This window comes from Pseudaestuariivita sp., from assembly GCF_052825805.1.
Map to the genome: position 1 here is coordinate 156,310 of NZ_JBRBVB010000013.1, position 15,810 is coordinate 172,119.

At 66.7% G+C, this 15,810-nt stretch carries 13 protein-coding genes; 1 reads left to right on the top strand and 12 read right to left on the bottom strand.

Annotated elements, in window-relative coordinates:
- Window positions 1-50: 50 nt before the first annotated feature.
- From ACU0B3_RS14990 to meaB, 5 genes are all read right to left on the bottom strand, one after another.
- On the bottom strand, window positions 51-611 hold the full coding sequence (locus tag ACU0B3_RS14990) for a copper chaperone PCu(A)C (protein ID WP_446261677.1): 561 nt from the start codon (window positions 609-611) through the stop codon (window positions 51-53).
- A gap of 40 nt (window positions 612-651) precedes the next feature.
- Window positions 652-1,014, bottom strand: coding sequence for a hypothetical protein (locus ACU0B3_RS14995; RefSeq protein ID WP_446261678.1), 363 nt, complete (start codon window positions 1,012-1,014; stop codon window positions 652-654).
- Between the two features lie 117 nt (window positions 1,015-1,131).
- Window positions 1,132-1,419 (bottom strand): 50S ribosomal protein L28, encoded by a 288-nt coding sequence (gene rpmB / locus ACU0B3_RS15000; RefSeq protein WP_446261679.1) that lies wholly within the window; start codon window positions 1,417-1,419, stop codon window positions 1,132-1,134.
- Between the two features lie 139 nt (window positions 1,420-1,558).
- Window positions 1,559-2,371, bottom strand: coding sequence for an alpha/beta hydrolase (locus ACU0B3_RS15005; RefSeq protein WP_446261680.1), 813 nt, complete (start codon window positions 2,369-2,371; stop codon window positions 1,559-1,561).
- A 238-nt stretch (window positions 2,372-2,609) separates the two neighbouring features.
- Window positions 2,610-3,599, bottom strand: coding sequence for a methylmalonyl Co-A mutase-associated GTPase MeaB (gene meaB / locus ACU0B3_RS15010; RefSeq protein ID WP_446261681.1), 990 nt, complete (start codon window positions 3,597-3,599; stop codon window positions 2,610-2,612).
- A 90-nt stretch (window positions 3,600-3,689) separates the two neighbouring features.
- Here meaB and hrpB point away from each other — a divergent pair, with 90 nt between their 5' ends.
- Window positions 3,690-6,110, top strand: coding sequence for an ATP-dependent helicase HrpB (gene hrpB / locus ACU0B3_RS15015; protein WP_446261682.1), 2,421 nt, complete (start codon window positions 3,690-3,692; stop codon window positions 6,108-6,110).
- Window positions 6,111-6,278: 168 nt separating this feature from the next.
- Here the strand turns inward: hrpB and argF are convergent, their stop codons facing one another.
- The 7 genes from argF to ACU0B3_RS15050 form a co-directional block, all read right to left on the bottom strand.
- The gene (gene argF / locus ACU0B3_RS15020; RefSeq protein WP_446261683.1) at window positions 6,279-7,205 is read right to left on the bottom strand and encodes an ornithine carbamoyltransferase; all 927 of its coding nucleotides are present in this window, start codon (window positions 7,203-7,205) and stop codon (window positions 6,279-6,281) included.
- Window positions 7,206-7,294: 89 nt separating this feature from the next.
- Window positions 7,295-8,473: an acetylornithine transaminase gene (locus ACU0B3_RS15025; RefSeq protein ID WP_446261684.1), complete on the bottom strand. Its 1,179-nt coding sequence runs from the start codon at window positions 8,471-8,473 to the stop codon at window positions 7,295-7,297.
- A gap of 207 nt (window positions 8,474-8,680) precedes the next feature.
- On the bottom strand, window positions 8,681-10,333 hold the full coding sequence (recN, locus tag ACU0B3_RS15030) for a DNA repair protein RecN (protein WP_446261685.1): 1,653 nt from the start codon (window positions 10,331-10,333) through the stop codon (window positions 8,681-8,683).
- Window positions 10,334-10,373: 40 nt separating this feature from the next.
- Window positions 10,374-11,249, bottom strand: a complete 876-nt coding sequence (locus tag ACU0B3_RS15035) for an outer membrane protein assembly factor BamD (protein WP_446261686.1) — start codon at window positions 11,247-11,249, stop codon at window positions 10,374-10,376.
- Window positions 11,250-11,387: 138 nt separating this feature from the next.
- The gene (gene lpxC, locus ACU0B3_RS15040) at window positions 11,388-12,323 is read right to left on the bottom strand and encodes a UDP-3-O-acyl-N-acetylglucosamine deacetylase (protein ID WP_446261687.1); all 936 of its coding nucleotides are present in this window, start codon (window positions 12,321-12,323) and stop codon (window positions 11,388-11,390) included.
- Between the two features lie 325 nt (window positions 12,324-12,648).
- A complete protein-coding gene (gene ftsZ, locus ACU0B3_RS15045; RefSeq protein WP_446261688.1) occupies window positions 12,649-14,247 on the bottom strand; it encodes a cell division protein FtsZ in 1,599 nt (532 codons plus the stop codon).
- Between the two features lie 576 nt (window positions 14,248-14,823).
- Window positions 14,824-15,621 (bottom strand): calcium-binding protein, encoded by a 798-nt coding sequence (locus ACU0B3_RS15050; protein ID WP_446261689.1) that lies wholly within the window; start codon window positions 15,619-15,621, stop codon window positions 14,824-14,826.
- Window positions 15,622-15,810: the final 189 nt, after the last annotated feature.

The window sequence follows — 15,810 nt, forward strand, 5'->3', positions numbered from 1 at the left end:
CCTACCAAGTTGGACACGAGGTCCCGGATCAAGTCCGGGACGCGCGAAGCTCAACTGTCGTGGTTGTGACCATGCCCACCATGCCCATGCCCCGCGCCGCGCTCCAGATCGACCGGCACCATGACCTCCACATCCCCGGCCCTCTCGAAGGTCAACGTGATCGCGACCTCGCCCCCTTCGAGCATCGGCGCATTCAACCCCATCAGCATCACGTGCTTGCCGCCACGCGCGAGTTTCAGCGTCGCGCCGGGCGCAAGCTCAAAGCCCTCCGGCACGTGCACCATGCGGAACACGCCGTCGCCGTTGTCGATATGCGTGTGCAGCTCCACCCGCTGCGCGGCGTCCGAGCTCGCGTCGATCAGGCGGTCAGCTGTGTCGCCCGTGTTCTCGACCAGCAAGAAGGCTGCCCCGCTTTTGGACACGGATGTGGCAGCGCGGGCAAAGCCGTCCTTGATCACAAGGCCGGTGTCGGTGGTGGCAAGCACCGCCATCTCGCCATGTCCGGCATGTGCGCCGTGGCCGGAATGATCGCCGTGGTTGTGCCCCTCGCCGGCAAAGGCGGTCGAGGCGAGAAGGGTCAGCGCAGCTGCGCGCAAGGTATTGGAAAGCATCGGAAGTCTCCGTCTGAGCAGTCAAAGGTGTTTCAGGATGTCAGAGAAGAACGGGCGGCGGTCCCCGTGCCTGCGGACGGTTTTGATGCGGCGCAATCGACAACGCGGGCGCAAACACCGTGTACCGCAAATCGCTGAGGTCCAAGGCAAAGACCGGAAGGCCCGCATTGATCGGCACTGCCTTGGTTAGCACGCAGAGCGGACAATCGGCAGGCACTTCGAGCGGCGCATGCTCGAGCGGCGCGCCATGTGCGTCGACGTAGACGTCCTGCGGCACACCCGCGATGCAAATGACGGCTTTGCCAGCATGCCCCGGCGCGGCATGCAGATGCCCGCCCAAGGGGCCAAGCGCCAGCGTCAGAGCCAGCACAATCTTCATAAGAGGGCGCAGCAGCATCGTCACGGGCCAAGCGCTACCGCGCCGCGCGCGCCATGCCAACGCAAAACCACAGCGCCGAAACGACACACCCCCACCGCAGGAGCGGCGGGGGCGTCAAACCTTCACCAAAGGCAGAGGGCGTTACGCCGACGCTTGCGCCTTCATGATCTCTTTCTTGACCTTAAGGGCGCGGTCCGACAGCTCGGCGTCCTTTGCCTTGATCAGGTAGGCGTCGAGCCCGCCACGGTGATCGACCGAGCGCAGAGCTGCAGCCGAGATGCGGAACTTGACCGGACGGCCCAGCGCTTCGGAGTGCAGGGTCGTGTCGTTCAGGTTCGGCAGAAACCGACGCTTGGTCTTGTTGTTGGCGTGGCTGACGTTGTTTCCCGTCATCGGGCCCTTGCCCGTCAATTCGCAGCGGCGCGACATGTGTCTCGTCCTCGTGTCCGTTGGGCGTTCTGGCGGCAGAGAGCCCGTTAACCAATGGACGCAAGCGCGCCCGGAATCCTGTCCGCGGGGCGTACGCGAAAACCAAAGGCAGGGTCAAGCCCTGCCGGCGCGGCGCGTCTTATTTCCCATTGTCCTTCAAAGCGGAGAGCGTCTCATAAAGCGCGGAGGACGCCTTGGCAAACTCCGTGCGCCCCCGCCGCTCGGCCACTTCGGCCATATGCCGCCAGTAAACCGGCGCTTGGCGGCGGCACTCCCTGTGCAGGTTCGCGACGTTCTGGCCGGTCAATTTGCGCCGTCTCAGCCAGCCTTGCAGGAGGGAGAACTCCCCCGCGCCATTGATCGCCTGCGTCGCCGGATGCCCGCCCCCGCAGAGCCGCGCATGGGTAACTGAAGGTTGCAGATGCTCCATCCGTTTGGAGTGCAAGAGGTCCCGCCGCCGAAAGGGATCATAGGCGTAAACCCCCACAAGATCACGCTTTCCGTGCGTCTCCAGCAGCGACAGCTCGCGGATCCAATCGGGGGCATCGGGCTGGTAGCGTGGGTCAAACTCGGCATGAAAGGGCGGCACCGAGGAGGCGGAGACATAAAGCCCGTCCGTGAGCCTGAGCGCCTTGGCAAAGCGCAACGCGCCATAGCCCCCCATGGAAAAGCCCATCGCAATCGACTTGCGGAACTGCGCGGTGAAGGCGTCGATCGCCGCCTCCATCTCGACAGTGTCTTCGTTGATGTACCAATCGTTCTGCAGCGACTGGATGTGCAGATGGGTGAAGTTGCGGTCGGTAAAGCTCCGCACCGGCTGCGCGTCGGTGAAGCTGCCTGGGTTCGGCACGCGCTGGCGGAAGGAGGTAAAGAGTTTGCGTTGACCGGGGTTGAAGACCGTCACCCGCAGGTGGCGCCCGTCAAAGAGGATCTCCGGTGTCAGCTTGCCCATGCCTTTGGCCTTTGTTTGCGCAACAGTGACCGGCCTTAGTTGGGCATTGTGGCGAATTTGCGGACAGCCACGAGTAGGCAACGTTGCCCTGACTTTAGCTCGCTCAATTCAAAGCGCCCGCCTGACGGTCACGTCAGGCCGCGCCGACCCGCCCCCCTGGGGCGGCGCGAATTGCGCCACCCCGCGGGCCGGCGCGTGCTCATCAGTCTCTCAATTTCCTTTTGGAAGGACCCGCTTCCTACCCTTTCAACGCATCCAACATCCGCGTCGTCGCCTCGGCCACCGTCATCTTCCCAGCCTCAACCTCAGCACCCAAGGCGCTCAACCGATCCTGCGCCGCCCCAGCCTCCAGCTGCGCCAAGAGCCCACGACGCACATCCTCGCCAAACCAGTACAGCGCCTGCTCCTTACGCCGCCGCGCCCGGTGCCCTTGCGCCCCGCGCCAGTCATCCAGCGCCGTCATCTCGTCCCAGGCCGTGCTCAGCCCGTCTTCCTCCAGCGCCGACACCGTCAACGCCTTGGGAAACCCGTCCGGGTCCTGCGGACGTCGCCTCAGCAAACGCAAAGCCCCCGCGTAGTCCGCACAGGTCCGCGTTGCGGCAGGCTTCAGATCGCCATCCGCCTTGTTCACCAGGATCAGATCGGCCATCTCCATGATCCCCCGCTTCACACCCTGCAGCTCGTCCCCCCCTGCAGGCGCAAGGAGCAGCACAAAGAGGTCCGACATCTCGGCCACCGCCGTCTCGGACTGGCCGACACCCACCGTCTCGATCAGGATCACGTCGAAACCCGCCGCCTCACAGAGCGCCACCGCCTCCCGCGTGCGCCGCGCAACGCCGCCCAGATGAGCGCCCGACGGCGACGGCCGGATAAACGCCAACGGATCGCGCGCCAGCCGGTCCATGCGCGTCTTGTCCCCGAGGATCGAGCCGCCCGACCGGGTCGAGGACGGGTCCACCGCCAGCACCGCGACACGCTTGTCCTGCGCCGTCAGAAAGGTGCCAAAACTCTCCACGAAGGTCGATTTGCCCACGCCTGGCGTGCCGGAAAGCCCGATACGGAGCGCCTCCCGCTTGGGCTCCCGCAGCGCCTCGAGCAGTGCAATCGCGTCCTGCCGGTGATCCTCTCGCGTGCTCTCGATCAGCGTGATCGCCCGGCTGAGCGCCCGGCGCTCGCCGGTGCGCACGCCGTCGGCCAGCGCGTCGATATCGAGGGGAACGTGCGGCATGAGAGCACCTGGCGCGGTTGACCGAATGTGCGGTTTTTGCTTTGTCCGGCGGGCTATGTCCAGCCGTCCCTGCCTGTTCCGCGCCCCGCGATGAGCCGTCTGCCGATCGACGACGCGCTGCCCGCGCTTTTGGAGGCGGTCCGCACGCAAGGCCGCGCCGTCCTCGCCGCCCCTCCGGGCGCGGGCAAGTCCACGCGCGTGCCTCTGGCGCTCCTCGACAGCGGCCTCATCAAAGGACGCATCCTCCTTCTCGAGCCCCGACGCCTGGCCGCCCGCGCCACGGCCGAGCGCATGGCCGAAACCCTCGGCGAGCCCTGCGGAGAGACGGTCGGCTACCGCATGCGCGGCGCCTCCAAGGTCTCCGCCCGCACCCGCATCGAAGTCGTGACCGAGGGCATCCTGACGCGCCTCTTGCAATCCGACCCCGAGCTCACCGGCATCGGCGCAATCCTCTTCGACGAGTTCCACGAGCGCTCGCTCGTCGCCGACCTTGGCCTCGCGCTTTGCCTCGAGATCGCAGGCGCCCTGCGCGACGACCTCGTGCTCATCGCCATGTCCGCGACCCTCGACACCCAAGGCGTCGCCGCGCTCATGGACGCCCCCATCGTGCGCTCCGAGGGCCGCGCCTTTCCCGTCGACGTCCGCTACCTCGACGCTCCACCCGGCAAGGACCGCCTCGAAGACACCGTCGCCCGCGCAGTTCGGTCCGCACTCGCAGAGACCGAAGGCGGCGTCCTCGTCTTCCTCCCCGGCGCGGGCGAAATCCGGCGCACGGCGGCCAAACTGGGCGATCTCGGAAAGGACGTGCACGTCCACGCGCTCTACGGCGCCCTGCCCTTCAAGGACCAACGCGCCGCCATCGCGCCCGCTGCCTCTGGCCGCAAGGTCGTGCTGTCCACCGCAATCGCCGAAACCTCGCTCACGATTCAGGATGTTCGCGTGGTCCTCGACGCCGGCCTCGCCCGCCGCGCGCGGTTCGACCCCGGCTCGGGCATGACGCGGCTGGTGACGGAGACTGCCTCCCGCGCTGAAGCGACCCAACGCACGGGCCGCGCAGGACGTGTCGCACTAGGCACGTGCTACCGCCTCTGGACCCGCGGCGCAGACGGGGCGCGCCCGGGCCACGCCCCCGCGGAGATCGAAAGTGCCGACCTCGCGAGCCTCGCTCTCGAACTCGCTGTCTGGGGCGCCGCGCCTGCCGACATGCCCTTCCTGACGCCGCCGCCCGAAGGCGCCTATGCAGAGGCGCAAGCTCTCCTAAAAGACCTCGGCGCGTTCGATGCGCAGGGTAAAGTCAACGACCACGGGAAGGCCCTTGCACGTCTGCCGCTCCACCCCCGCCTCGCGCACATGCTCACTGTCGCCGGAACACCCGCCGCCCCACTCGCAGCACTCCTCTCAGCCCGCGATCCGTTGCGCTCTGCACCGGTCGACCTCTCCCTCCGGCTCGAAGCCCTTGCCGACCCGCGCGCGTTCGCCGAACGCCGCCCTTATGCCCTGGACCGAGGCGGCATCCGCGACCTTCAGACAGAGGCGCGCCGCCTCGCCAAGGGCGCGCCCTCCGGCAAACCGCTTTCTCCAGCCCAGCACCTCGCCCTCGCCTACCCCGACCGCATCGCGCAGCGGCGCAAAGGCGACGCCCCGCGCTACCTGATGACCGGCGGCAAAGGCGCGGTCCTCCCGGACGGTGACCCGCTCTCAGCAGCGCCCTACCTCGTCATCGCCGAGACCGACGGCCATCCGCGCGAGGCGCGCGTGCGCACGGCTCTACAGATCAGCGAAAGCGAAATCCGCGAGATCGCTACCGGAATTGCCTGGGAAGACGTCTGCACCTGGTCCAAGCGCGAAGGCCGCGTCATTGCCCGCAGGCAAGAGCGTCTCGGCGCCATCGCCCTTGATGACCGCATTTGGAAAGACGCGCCCCCGGACGCGATCGCCCTTGCAATGCTGGACGGCGTCGCAGATCTAGGCCTGCGCTTCTCCCCCGCCGCCGCGCGTCTGCGCGCCCGCGTCGCGCTTGTGGACGGCCTGCCGGACATGTCCGAAGACACCCTGATGGAGACCCGCGCCAACTGGCTGCTGCCGCACCTGACCGGGATCAAGACTGCCGCCGCGTGGAAAGCCTTTGACCTCCACGACGCGCTCTTCGGAATGTTGAGCTGGGACCAGCGCCAGACACTCGACCGCGCAGCGCCCGCGTCGTTTACCACGCCTCTGGGGCGCAAGATCCCCATCGACTACGCCTCGGACCCGCCTGAGATCACGCTGCGCCTGCAAGAGATGTTCGGCCAGACCACCCACCCCTCGGTGGGCGGGCGGCCTCTCAAAGTCACGCTGCTCTCGCCGGGCCAGAAACCGATCCAGACGACGCGCGATATCCCGGGCTTCTGGGCAGGCTCCTACGCCGATGTGCGCAAGGACATGCGCGGGCGCTACCCCAAGCACCCCTGGCCCGAGGACCCGACCGAGGCGGACCCGACGCTCAGGGCCAAACGGCGCGGCAAAAAGTAACCCGTGTCGGGGGGCCAGCCCCCCACGGCGAAAATCCGGGGATTTTCACCGCTCCCCCCGAGGTATTTTCGAACCAGAGAAGCAGGGGACCTGACCCAGTGTCTTCTCCGGTTTTCAAATACCTAAATCGCGCCCTCGACGCGGCGAAACGTCCGCAGACTGGGCGCGTCACACACCGAGGCAATAGCGCATGATCGCCTTTTGCGCGTGCAGGCGGTTTTCGGCCTCGTCGAAGATCACCGATTGCGGCCCGTCCATGACTTCGGAGGTCACCTCCTCGTTCCGGTGCGCCGGCAGGCAGTGCATGAAGAGCGCGTCCTGGCCCGCCGTCTCCATCACGTGCCGGTTCACCTGATAGGGCCGCAAGAGGTTGTGGCGGCGCTCGCGGGCGGTCTGGCTCTGGTGCATCGAGATCCAGGTGTCCGCGACCACGAGGTCGGCGCCTTCGACGGCGGTGTCGATGTCGCGCTGGATGTCGACCTTGGCGCCCTTGGCGCGGGCGAGGTCGACGAATTCCTGCTCGGGGTCGAGGATTTCAGGTCCGGCAAAGGTCATGTCGAACCCGAACTGCCCGGCGGCGTGCAGGAAGGAGGCCGCGACGTTGTTGCCGTCGCCGGTCCAGACCACGCGCTTGCCTTTGATCGGGCCACGGTGTTCTTCGAAGGTCATCACGTCGGCCATGATCTGGCAGGGGTGGGTGCGGTCGGTCAGTCCGTTGATGACGGGCACGTCGGCGTATTCCGCCATCTCGGTCAAGACAGTCTCGTCGAAGGTGCGGATCATGATGAGGTCCACATAGCGCGAGAGGACGCGGGCGGTGTCGGCGATGGTCTCGCCGTGGCCGAGTTGCATCTCGCTGCCAGAGAGCACCATCGTCTGCCCGCCCATCTGGCGCACACCCACGTCGAAGGAGACGCGGGTGCGGGTCGAGGGCTTTTCGAAGATCAGCGCAACCATGTGGTCCTTGAGCGGCTGTTCGTCGTCCGGGGCGCCGCGGGGGCGGCCGGCACGGGCATCCTTCATCTCGCGCGCGTGGTCGAGCATGTGGCGCAGGTCGGCGGGATCGGTTTTGTGAATGTCGAGAAAATGCGGCATGGGATGCGCCTTTGGTGTCGGTCGGGAGTTCGGGGGCTCTGCCCCGTCCTTGCAGGACCCCCGAGGTATTTTGGGAACCAGAGAAGGACCTAAGCGGGCGTCATGACAGCCGAGGCCGCCTGATCAAGGCGGATGACGGCCTCGGCGATGTCTTTGTCCGTCAGGGTGAGCGGGGGCAGGATACGCACCGTGTTGTCGGCGGCGGGCACTGTCAGGAGGTCAGCGTCGTAGCCTGCGGAGACGAGGGACGTGTTGGGCGCTTTGCAGACGAGGCCGAGCATGAGGCCGGAACCGCGCACGCCGGTAAAGACCTCCGGGTGGGCGGCGACGAGCCCTTCGAGTTTCTGCCGCAGAAGGCCCGCCTTGCGATTCACGTCCGAAAGGAAGTCCGGGTCGCTGACGATGTCGAGCACCGCCTTGCCGACGGCGCAGCCGAGGGGGTTGCCGCCGTAGGTGGAGCCGTGTGTGCCTGCGGTCATGCCCGAGGCGGCCTCTTCGGTCGCAAGCACGCCGCCCAAGGGGAAGCCGCCACCGATGCCTTTGGCGATCATCATGATGTCGGGCGTGATGCCGGCCCACTCGTGGGCAAAGAGCCGGCCCGTGCGTCCGACGCCGCATTGCACCTCGTCGAGGATCAGCAGGATGCCGTGGGTGTCGCAGAGATCGCGCAGGCCCTTGAGGCAGTGGTCGGGGACGGGTTTGATGCCGCCTTCGCCCTGGATGGGCTCGATCAGGATGGCGGCGGTCTTGTCGGTGATGGCGGACTCGAGCGCGTCGTGATCGCCGAAGGGCAGGTGCACGAAGCCCGGCAGGAGCGGGCCGAAGCCCTTGGTCATCTTTTCCGAGCCTGCGGCGGCGATGCCGGCGGAGGAGCGGCCGTGGAAGGCGCCGGAGAAGGTGATGATCTCCACCCGCTCTGGCGCGCCTTTGTCGTGCCAGTATTTGCGCGCCATCTTGACGGCGAGCTCGCAGGCTTCGGTGCCGGAGTTGGTAAAAAAGCACGTATCGGCAAAGGTTTTTTCGACCAAAGCCTCGGCCAGGGCCTGCTGCTCCGGGATGTCGTAGAGGTTCGAGAGGTGCCAGACCTTGTGCGCTTGCACGGTCAGGGCCTCCACCAGAGCCGGGTGCGCGTGGCCGAGGGCGTTGACGGCGATGCCGGCGCCGAGGTCGAGAAAGCGGCGCCCGTCCGTGGTGGTGAGCCAGGCGCCCTCCCCTCTTTCAAATGTGAGCGGCGCGCGGGAATAGGTCGGCAGGAGCGCGGGGATCATGGCAAGTCCTCAAGGTCGAAGCCCGATGAGTGCGTGAGCACGGGGCTTAGGTCAAGATGTGCATGGGTCAGATGCAGGAAAGGAAGGTCAGACGTGTGACGGGCGCGCCAGAATGCTGGCACGAGACGGGGCGGTTCAGGCGCGTCGTCGGAGGGTCACGTGTGTCATGGCGGCGTGGTAGACCGGCGCGGGGCGGTTTGGCAAGCGCTAACCGGCGAGGAGTGCACGGGCCGCGGCGCGGGCCTCGGGCGTGATCGTATCGCCGGCGAGCATCCGGGCGATCTCATCGGTGCGGGCGTCTGGGGTGAGGGCGACGACTTCGGAGAGGGTCTGGCCGTCCGCGACGCGCTTGGCGACCTGGAAGTGTTGCTGGCCGAGGGCCGCAACCTGGGGCGAGTGGGTGACGACGAGCACCTGCCCGCCAGAGGCGAGCGCGGCGAGGCGCCGTCCGACGGCATCGGCTGTGGCGCCGCCGACGCCGCGGTCGATTTCGTCGAAGATCATCGTGAGGCCCGCCGCCTCTCCGGCGAGGCAGACCTTGAGCGCGAGGAGGAAGCGGGATAGCTCGCCGCCGGATGCAATCTTGCCGATGGGACCTGCGGGCGCGCCGGGGTTGGTGGCGACCATGAACTGCACTGCGTCCGTGCCGGTGGGGCCTTCGGGGGCTGCGGCAAGCGATGTGGTGAAGACGGCGCGCTCCATCTTGAGCGGCGCGAGTTCGGCGGTGACAGCGGTGTCGAGCGCCGTCGCCGCTGCGGCGCGGGATGCGCTGAGGGCCTTGGCGGCGGCCTCATAGCCCTCTCGCGCGGCGCGTTCGGCGGCAGCGGCAGCCTTGAGTGTGGCGTCGCCCTGATCGACGGCGGCGAGGCGCGCGCGCATCTCTTCGGCAAAGGCGCCAAGCGCGTCGGGGGCGATCTGGTGCTTGCGCGCGAGGGCGCGGATGGCAAAGAGGCGCTCTTCGCAGGCCTCAAGTTCGTGCGGGTCGAAGTTGAGGGTATCGAGCGCGCGGTCTACGCCGTCAGATGCTTCTCCGAGTTCAGCCATGGCACGGGCGAGAGCGGCAAGCGGGGCGTCGAGGGCGGTGCCTGCATCGGGGCTCGCGTCCTCGAGCCAGCGGAGCGCGTCGCCCATGCGGCCTTCGGCGCCGTCCGGGCCGAGGGCGGCAGCGGCGCGGGTGATGTCTTCGCCGATGCGGGCGGCGCCTTGCATGAGGCGGCGTCTGGCGTCGAGGTCGGCCTCTTCGCCGGGTTCCGGCTGTAACTTGTCGAGTTCGGAAACAGTGTGGCGGAGGAAGTCTTCCTCGGCCCGGGCGGCCTCGAGATCGGCCTTGGCAGCGGCGCTGGACTTTTGCGCCTTGGCCAAGGCGTGCCACGCGACGCGCAGGTCCGAGACCAGCCCAGAATGACCCGCGTAGGCGTCAAGAAGGTCCAGGTGGCCGCGCGGGTTGAGCAGGCCACGGTCGTCGTGCTGGCCGTGCAGCTCGACCAGGGTTTCGGAGATCGCGCGCAGCTGTTCTCCCGTGGCCGGGCGTCCGTTGATCCAGGCGGACTTGCGCCCCGAGGCGGTGTTGGTGCGGCGCAAAAGGAGCTGCTCTTCGGGCTCTGGCAAGCCCGCCTCGCGCAGGATGGCGCGCGCGGGATGGTCCGGAGCGAGGTCGAAGACCGCCGTCACCTCGCCCTGCTCCGCCCCTTGCCGCACCAGCTCGGCGCGGCCGCGCCAACCCAGCACGAAGCCGAGCGAATCGAGGAGGATCGACTTGCCCGCGCCGGTCTCCCCGGTCAGCACGTTGAGCCCGGCGCCGAAGTCGAGCGTCAGGTGGTCGATGATCAGGATGTCCCGTATGTCGAGCGTGCGGAGCATGGGCCGGGGTTAACGCTCTCGTCGCAGCTTGAAAAGAGGGCTAGAGCCAGTCGCCGCGCACCATCTGGCGGTAGACCTGGCGGAGCCAGCTGTCGCCTGCGGCCTCCAGCTCGAGCCCGCGTCCGGTGAGCAGCTTGAAGCTGTCCTCGTACCAATCGGTCGACTGGTAGTTGTAACCGAGGATGGCGCCGGCGGTCTGCGCCTCGTCCGTGAGGCCGAGCGACAGGTACCCCTCGACCAGCCGGTGCAGCGCCTCGGCGGTGTGGGTCGTGGTCTGGAAATCCTCGACCACCACGCGGAAGCGGTTGATGGCGGAGGTGTAGTGCTCGCGGCGCAGGTAAAAGCGCCCGATCTCCATCTCCTTGCCGGCCAGGTGGTCAAAGGCCAGGTCGAACTTGAGGATCGAGGAGCGCGCGTATTCGCTGTCCGGGTACCGCTCGATCACCGTGCGCAAGCTTTGCAGGGCGAGGAACGTCAGTCCCTGGTCGCGCCCGACTTCGTCGATCTGGTCATAGTAGCTCAGCGCGAGAAGGTATTGCGCGTAGGCCGCGTCCTCGTCGGCGGGATAGAAGTCGATGTAGCGCTGGGAGGCGGAGCGCGAGGCCTCGTAATCCTTGTCCTGGTGGTAGGAGAACGCCTGCATGATCAGCGCGCGCTTGGCGAGCTCGGAATAGGGGTAGAGCCGCTCGATCTCGGAAAAGTAGAAGGCCGCGTCATCGTGCTTGCCGCGGGCGTTCTCGAACTCGCCGCGCTCGAAGATCTGCTGCGCGGTGAAGGCTTCGATCGGGGCGCCGTTCGACCCGACGCCGCGGCGATTCTCGAACAGGCCAAGCCCGCCGCCACCGCCGCTGCACGCACCCAGCGTCAGGGTCAGTGCCGCAACCACCGCCAGTCGGACCGCTCTCGCGCCTGTCATGCATCGACCTCGTTTTGCCGGTGATGCGCCTCACCGCTCGGGCGTTGGTTTAGCACAGAAATCGGCGGTGCCAAACGGCTTTCGGAGAGCGAATGCGCAGAGACTGGCCGAGCAGTTGGCCGAGCGCGCGGCAGCCGTTCAGAGCGCGGGCGCAGCTGCGGCGGAGGGCACCTCGTGGCGCGTCACGCCCACGCCCGGCAGGCGCGCCGATTGCGCCTGGTCACAGGTCACCCAGCGGTAGTTCGACGGGTCCGCAAAGAGCGCGCGGAGCAGCGCGTTGGTGAGCGCGTGGCCCGCGCGGTGCCCTTCGTAGTGGCCGAGGATCGGAGCACCGGCGAGCGCGAGGTCGCCCATCGCATCGAGCATCTTGTGGCGCACCGCCTCGTCCCGGTGGCGCAGACCGCCGGGGCTGAGGACCGCATCGCCATCCACCACCACGGCGTTTTCGAGCGTGCCGCCCAAGGCTAGCCCGTTGGCGCGCATCGTGTCCACGTCAGACTGGCGGCAGAAGGTGCGGCTGTCGCAGAGCTCGCGCACAAAGGCGCCGTTGGCCAGCATCAGGCTCTTGGTCTGGCGGCCGATGGCAGCGTCGGCAAAGTCGATCTGGAAGTCCATGCGCAACGTGTCGGAGGGCGCAACGCGCGCCCATGCCTCACCCTTGGCGACCTCGACCTCGCACAGCACCTCGATGGCGCGGACGGGCGCGGTTTGCACGGTCAGGCCCGCGTGCAGGATCGCGCGGACAAACGGCACCGACGAGCCGTCGAGGATCGGCACTTCGGCGCCCGACACCTCGATCAACGCATTGTGCACGCCGCAGCCGATGAGCGCCGCCATGATGTGCTCGACCGTCGAGAGCTCGACCCCGGAGGCATTGCGCAGCCTTGTGCAGAGCGGCGATTGCTCGACCAGGTCCCATCGAGCCGGGATGACCGCGTCCGGGCCATCAACGTCCGTGCGCTGGAAGCAAATGCCGTAGTCTTCGGGCGCCGGGTGCACGGTCATGGTCACAGCGCGGCCGCTGTGCAGTCCGACCCCGTCGAACGTGATGGCTTTTGTAACAGTGTGTTGCACTGTGATCCCCCAATCCCAGCTCGACCGCAGCACGCCTCGGGCACACGGACCGTCCGGCGAGTCCCACCTGCGGCGGGTTGTGCATTCTAGCTAAGGGGACGGGGCTTTTGTCTCAAATCAAAGAAAACCGGGGCGTGTTACAGGTTTGCAGTGTGTCCGTACCGACAATTTTTCATTTTTTATCAGAGACTTGCGCCGTTACTCACAGGTTTGCCCCCATCCCTGCCTTGCGGCAATGTTACAAAAAAAGACCCGCCAGAGGGCGGGCCTTTGCTGATTTCTGCCGACCTGACGTAGGGTCAAGTCTAGGCGCTTTGGCTGGCGCTCAGTTCGCCTGACGGCGGAGGAAGGCCGGGATTTCGATCCGGTCCTGCTCTGTCTCGGCGCGCGGTTCGGGCTGGACCGGGGCCGGCTGCGCCTGCGCGCGCTGCACCGGGACTGCCTGCGCCGGGCGGGCGGTTTCGCCGCCGGCATGGCCCGTCATGCGGTTGATCAGGGAGTTGATCCCGAACCGCGGGCGGTCGCCTTCGGCTTCCATCGGCTCAGGCTCGGCGGAGGGCTGCGGCGCCTTGGAGCGCTGTGCCGCCTCGCGCAGCCGCGCCAGGGCATCCTGCGAAGGCGTGCCCGGCGCGGGCGCCTTGGGCGCGACAAAGGCCGCCTCGGGCGCTTCGGCATGCAGCGCGTCCGGCCGCGGCTCGAACTGAGGCACATGCGGCTGGTAGGCCGGCGGCGGGACGTCGTCATGCACAGCGGCGGCCGCGGGTGCAGGGGTCTGGTCCATTTCCTCGAATAGGGACGGCTCCTGTGTCGGCGCGGCGGGTGCCTCGGGTGCTGCTGCGGCAGCCACGGCGGCGGCAGGCGCGAGCGGCGCGGCTTCGGCGGCGGGCTGCGGCGCAGGCACCTGTTTCAGAGGCTCGGCCAGTGAGCGGCGCGGCAGCGGGATGTCCGCGTGCACGTTCGACGCGTCGATCCCAGTCGCCACGACGCTCACACGCATCGCGCCGATCATGTCCTCGTCCAGCGTCGAGCCGACGATGATGTTGGCGTCCGCGTCGACTTCCTCGCGGATGCGGTTGGCCGCTTCGTCGAGCTCGAAGAGTGTCAGGTCAGGCCCGCCGGTGATGTTGATCAGCACGCCCTTGGCGCCTTTGAGGCTGATCTCGTCGAGGAGCGGGTTGTTGATCGCCGCGTCGGCGGCCTGCACGGCGCGGTCGTCGCCATTGGCCTCGCCGGTGCCCATCATCGCCTTGCCCATCTCGTCCATGACCGAGCGGACGTCGGCAAAGTCGAGGTTGATGATGCCCGGACGGACCATCAGGTCGGTCACGCCTTTCACGCCCTGGTAGAGCACGTCGTCTGCGAGCGCGAAGGCTTCGGTGAACGTGGTCTTTTCGTTGGCGAGGCGGAAGAGGTTCTGGTTCGGGATGATGATCAGCGTGTCGACGACCTTTTGCAGGGCATCGACACCGTCCTCGGCCTGCTTCATCCGCTTGCCGCCCTCGAATTGGAAGGGCTTGGTCACGACGCCGACGGTCAGCACGCCCAGCTCCCGCGCGGCCTGCGCGATGATCGGGGCTGCGCCCGTGCCGGTGCCGCCGCCCATGCCGGCGGTGATGAAGCACATGTGCGCGCCTGCGAGGTGGTCGACGATCTGCTCGATGCTCTCTTCGGCAGCCGCCGCGCCGACCGAGGCGCGTGCGCCCGCGCCCAAGCCTTCGGTCGCCTTAACGCCCAGCTGGATGCGCGCCTGCGCCTTGGCCTGCTGGAGGGCTTGCGCATCGGTGTTGGCCACCACGAAGTCAACGCCGTCGAGCTCTTTCTCGATCATGTTGTCGACCGCGTTGCCGCCCGCGCCGCCCACGCCAAAGACTGTGATCCGGGGCTTCAGCTCTTCCTGGCCCGGCACCGTAAGGTTGAGTGTCATTGCTCGTACCGCCTGTTGTTTATCGGGGCCTCGCGCGGCCCGGGTCTGCCTGTATTCCCGCGATTCTAGCGACAAGCCCCTTGCCCGTCACGCAAAAAACACAGTTTTGCCACGAAATATGGGCAAATCGCCGCGCAAAACCGCGCCCGGTGGGGCGCTGCGCTACATCCGGTAGGCCGGGCATTGCACAGCACTACAGGCGCAGGGAAGAGCACTCCCGCGGCGCTGAACTTTTTTGCAATTCTGGGAGCCTGCTCGACATCCCGCCTAACCGCTGTTGCCGCGGCCTTAGCGTTAACGATACCCCAGCCACACCGGCCTGTCACGCGGCAATTTCTGCGCTCATAACCCGATGAACCCAAACCTAATTCGTTCGCAACAGAGATTCACGCGCCAACCCGCGGGGTGGCGCAATCGCGCCGCCCGTTTTGCCGGAGGCAAACCTTTGGTTTGACGGGGCGGGTCGGCGCGGCTTGACGGTGCCCGTCAGGCGGGCGCTTTGATTGAGGCGGCAAGTATCAGGTTCAAAGCTGCTTGTTTTGGCTGGCTCGCAGGCATTTGCGCGCCAACCCAACGTCAGATGAAATTGATGTCGCCGAAGTCGCCAACACCCTCGACAAGGACCGAAGACCCGTCGCTGAAACTCATGTAAACGGTCTCGGTGACTGTCCCGTCGGCGTCGACGAAGCCACCTTGCGACACATTCTCGATCTCCTTGCCGCGCAGCTCGATCTGGTCGATGCCCGCTTCGAAGCCGAATATTTCGTCATGCCCACTGCCTTGCTCAAAGACGAACGTGTCGACGGCGCCATCACCCTCCATGCCATCGCCTCCGAACATTTTGTCGTTGCCCGCGCCACCCGTGATGGTGTCCTCGCCAGTGCCTCCGTAGATCGTGTCGCGGCCGGAGCCGCCTTCGATGTCGTCGTGTCCCGATCCACCCAGCACGCTGTCATCGCCTCGGCCGGCTCTCACGAAGTCCTCGCCAATTCCTGCGTTAATAGTGTCGTCGTAAGTTGGATAAATGTCCCAGCCGGAGGAGTTGACGCCATCACCGACGATTACATCGTCACCGGACCCACCCAAGATAAAGTCGCTTCCCGACCCGCCGATTAGGATGTCGAGGTCGCTGCCCCCGTCAATCGTGTCGTTGCCGTACCCACCTTTGACCGTGTCGACGCCTGCACCTCCACGGATCAGGTCATCTCCCATGCCGCCGTCGAGGCTGTCCCAGCCGTTACCACCATCGAAAAAGTCATCGCCCCAGCCGCCAGTCCACCTGTCAGGGAAGGCCGTGCCGGTGATGAGCGGCGGAATGAACGGGTTGATAAACGTCGAAACCTGCGCAAAGCCGGAGAACATGGATGTAAACATAAAAAAGCTCCAAAAATCGAACGCACGCCAGGAAATCCGGCGTCAATCGTCAAGACCACCACGCAATCTGCGGCGGCCTGTTGGAGCTAACAGCCTGCGAGAAAGGTGTCTGTGGCGGAAAACCCGACCTTGGATGTGCTTTTAAGCGACACTCATTAATCTGAAGCCTTCGAAACGAGACTTCACGCG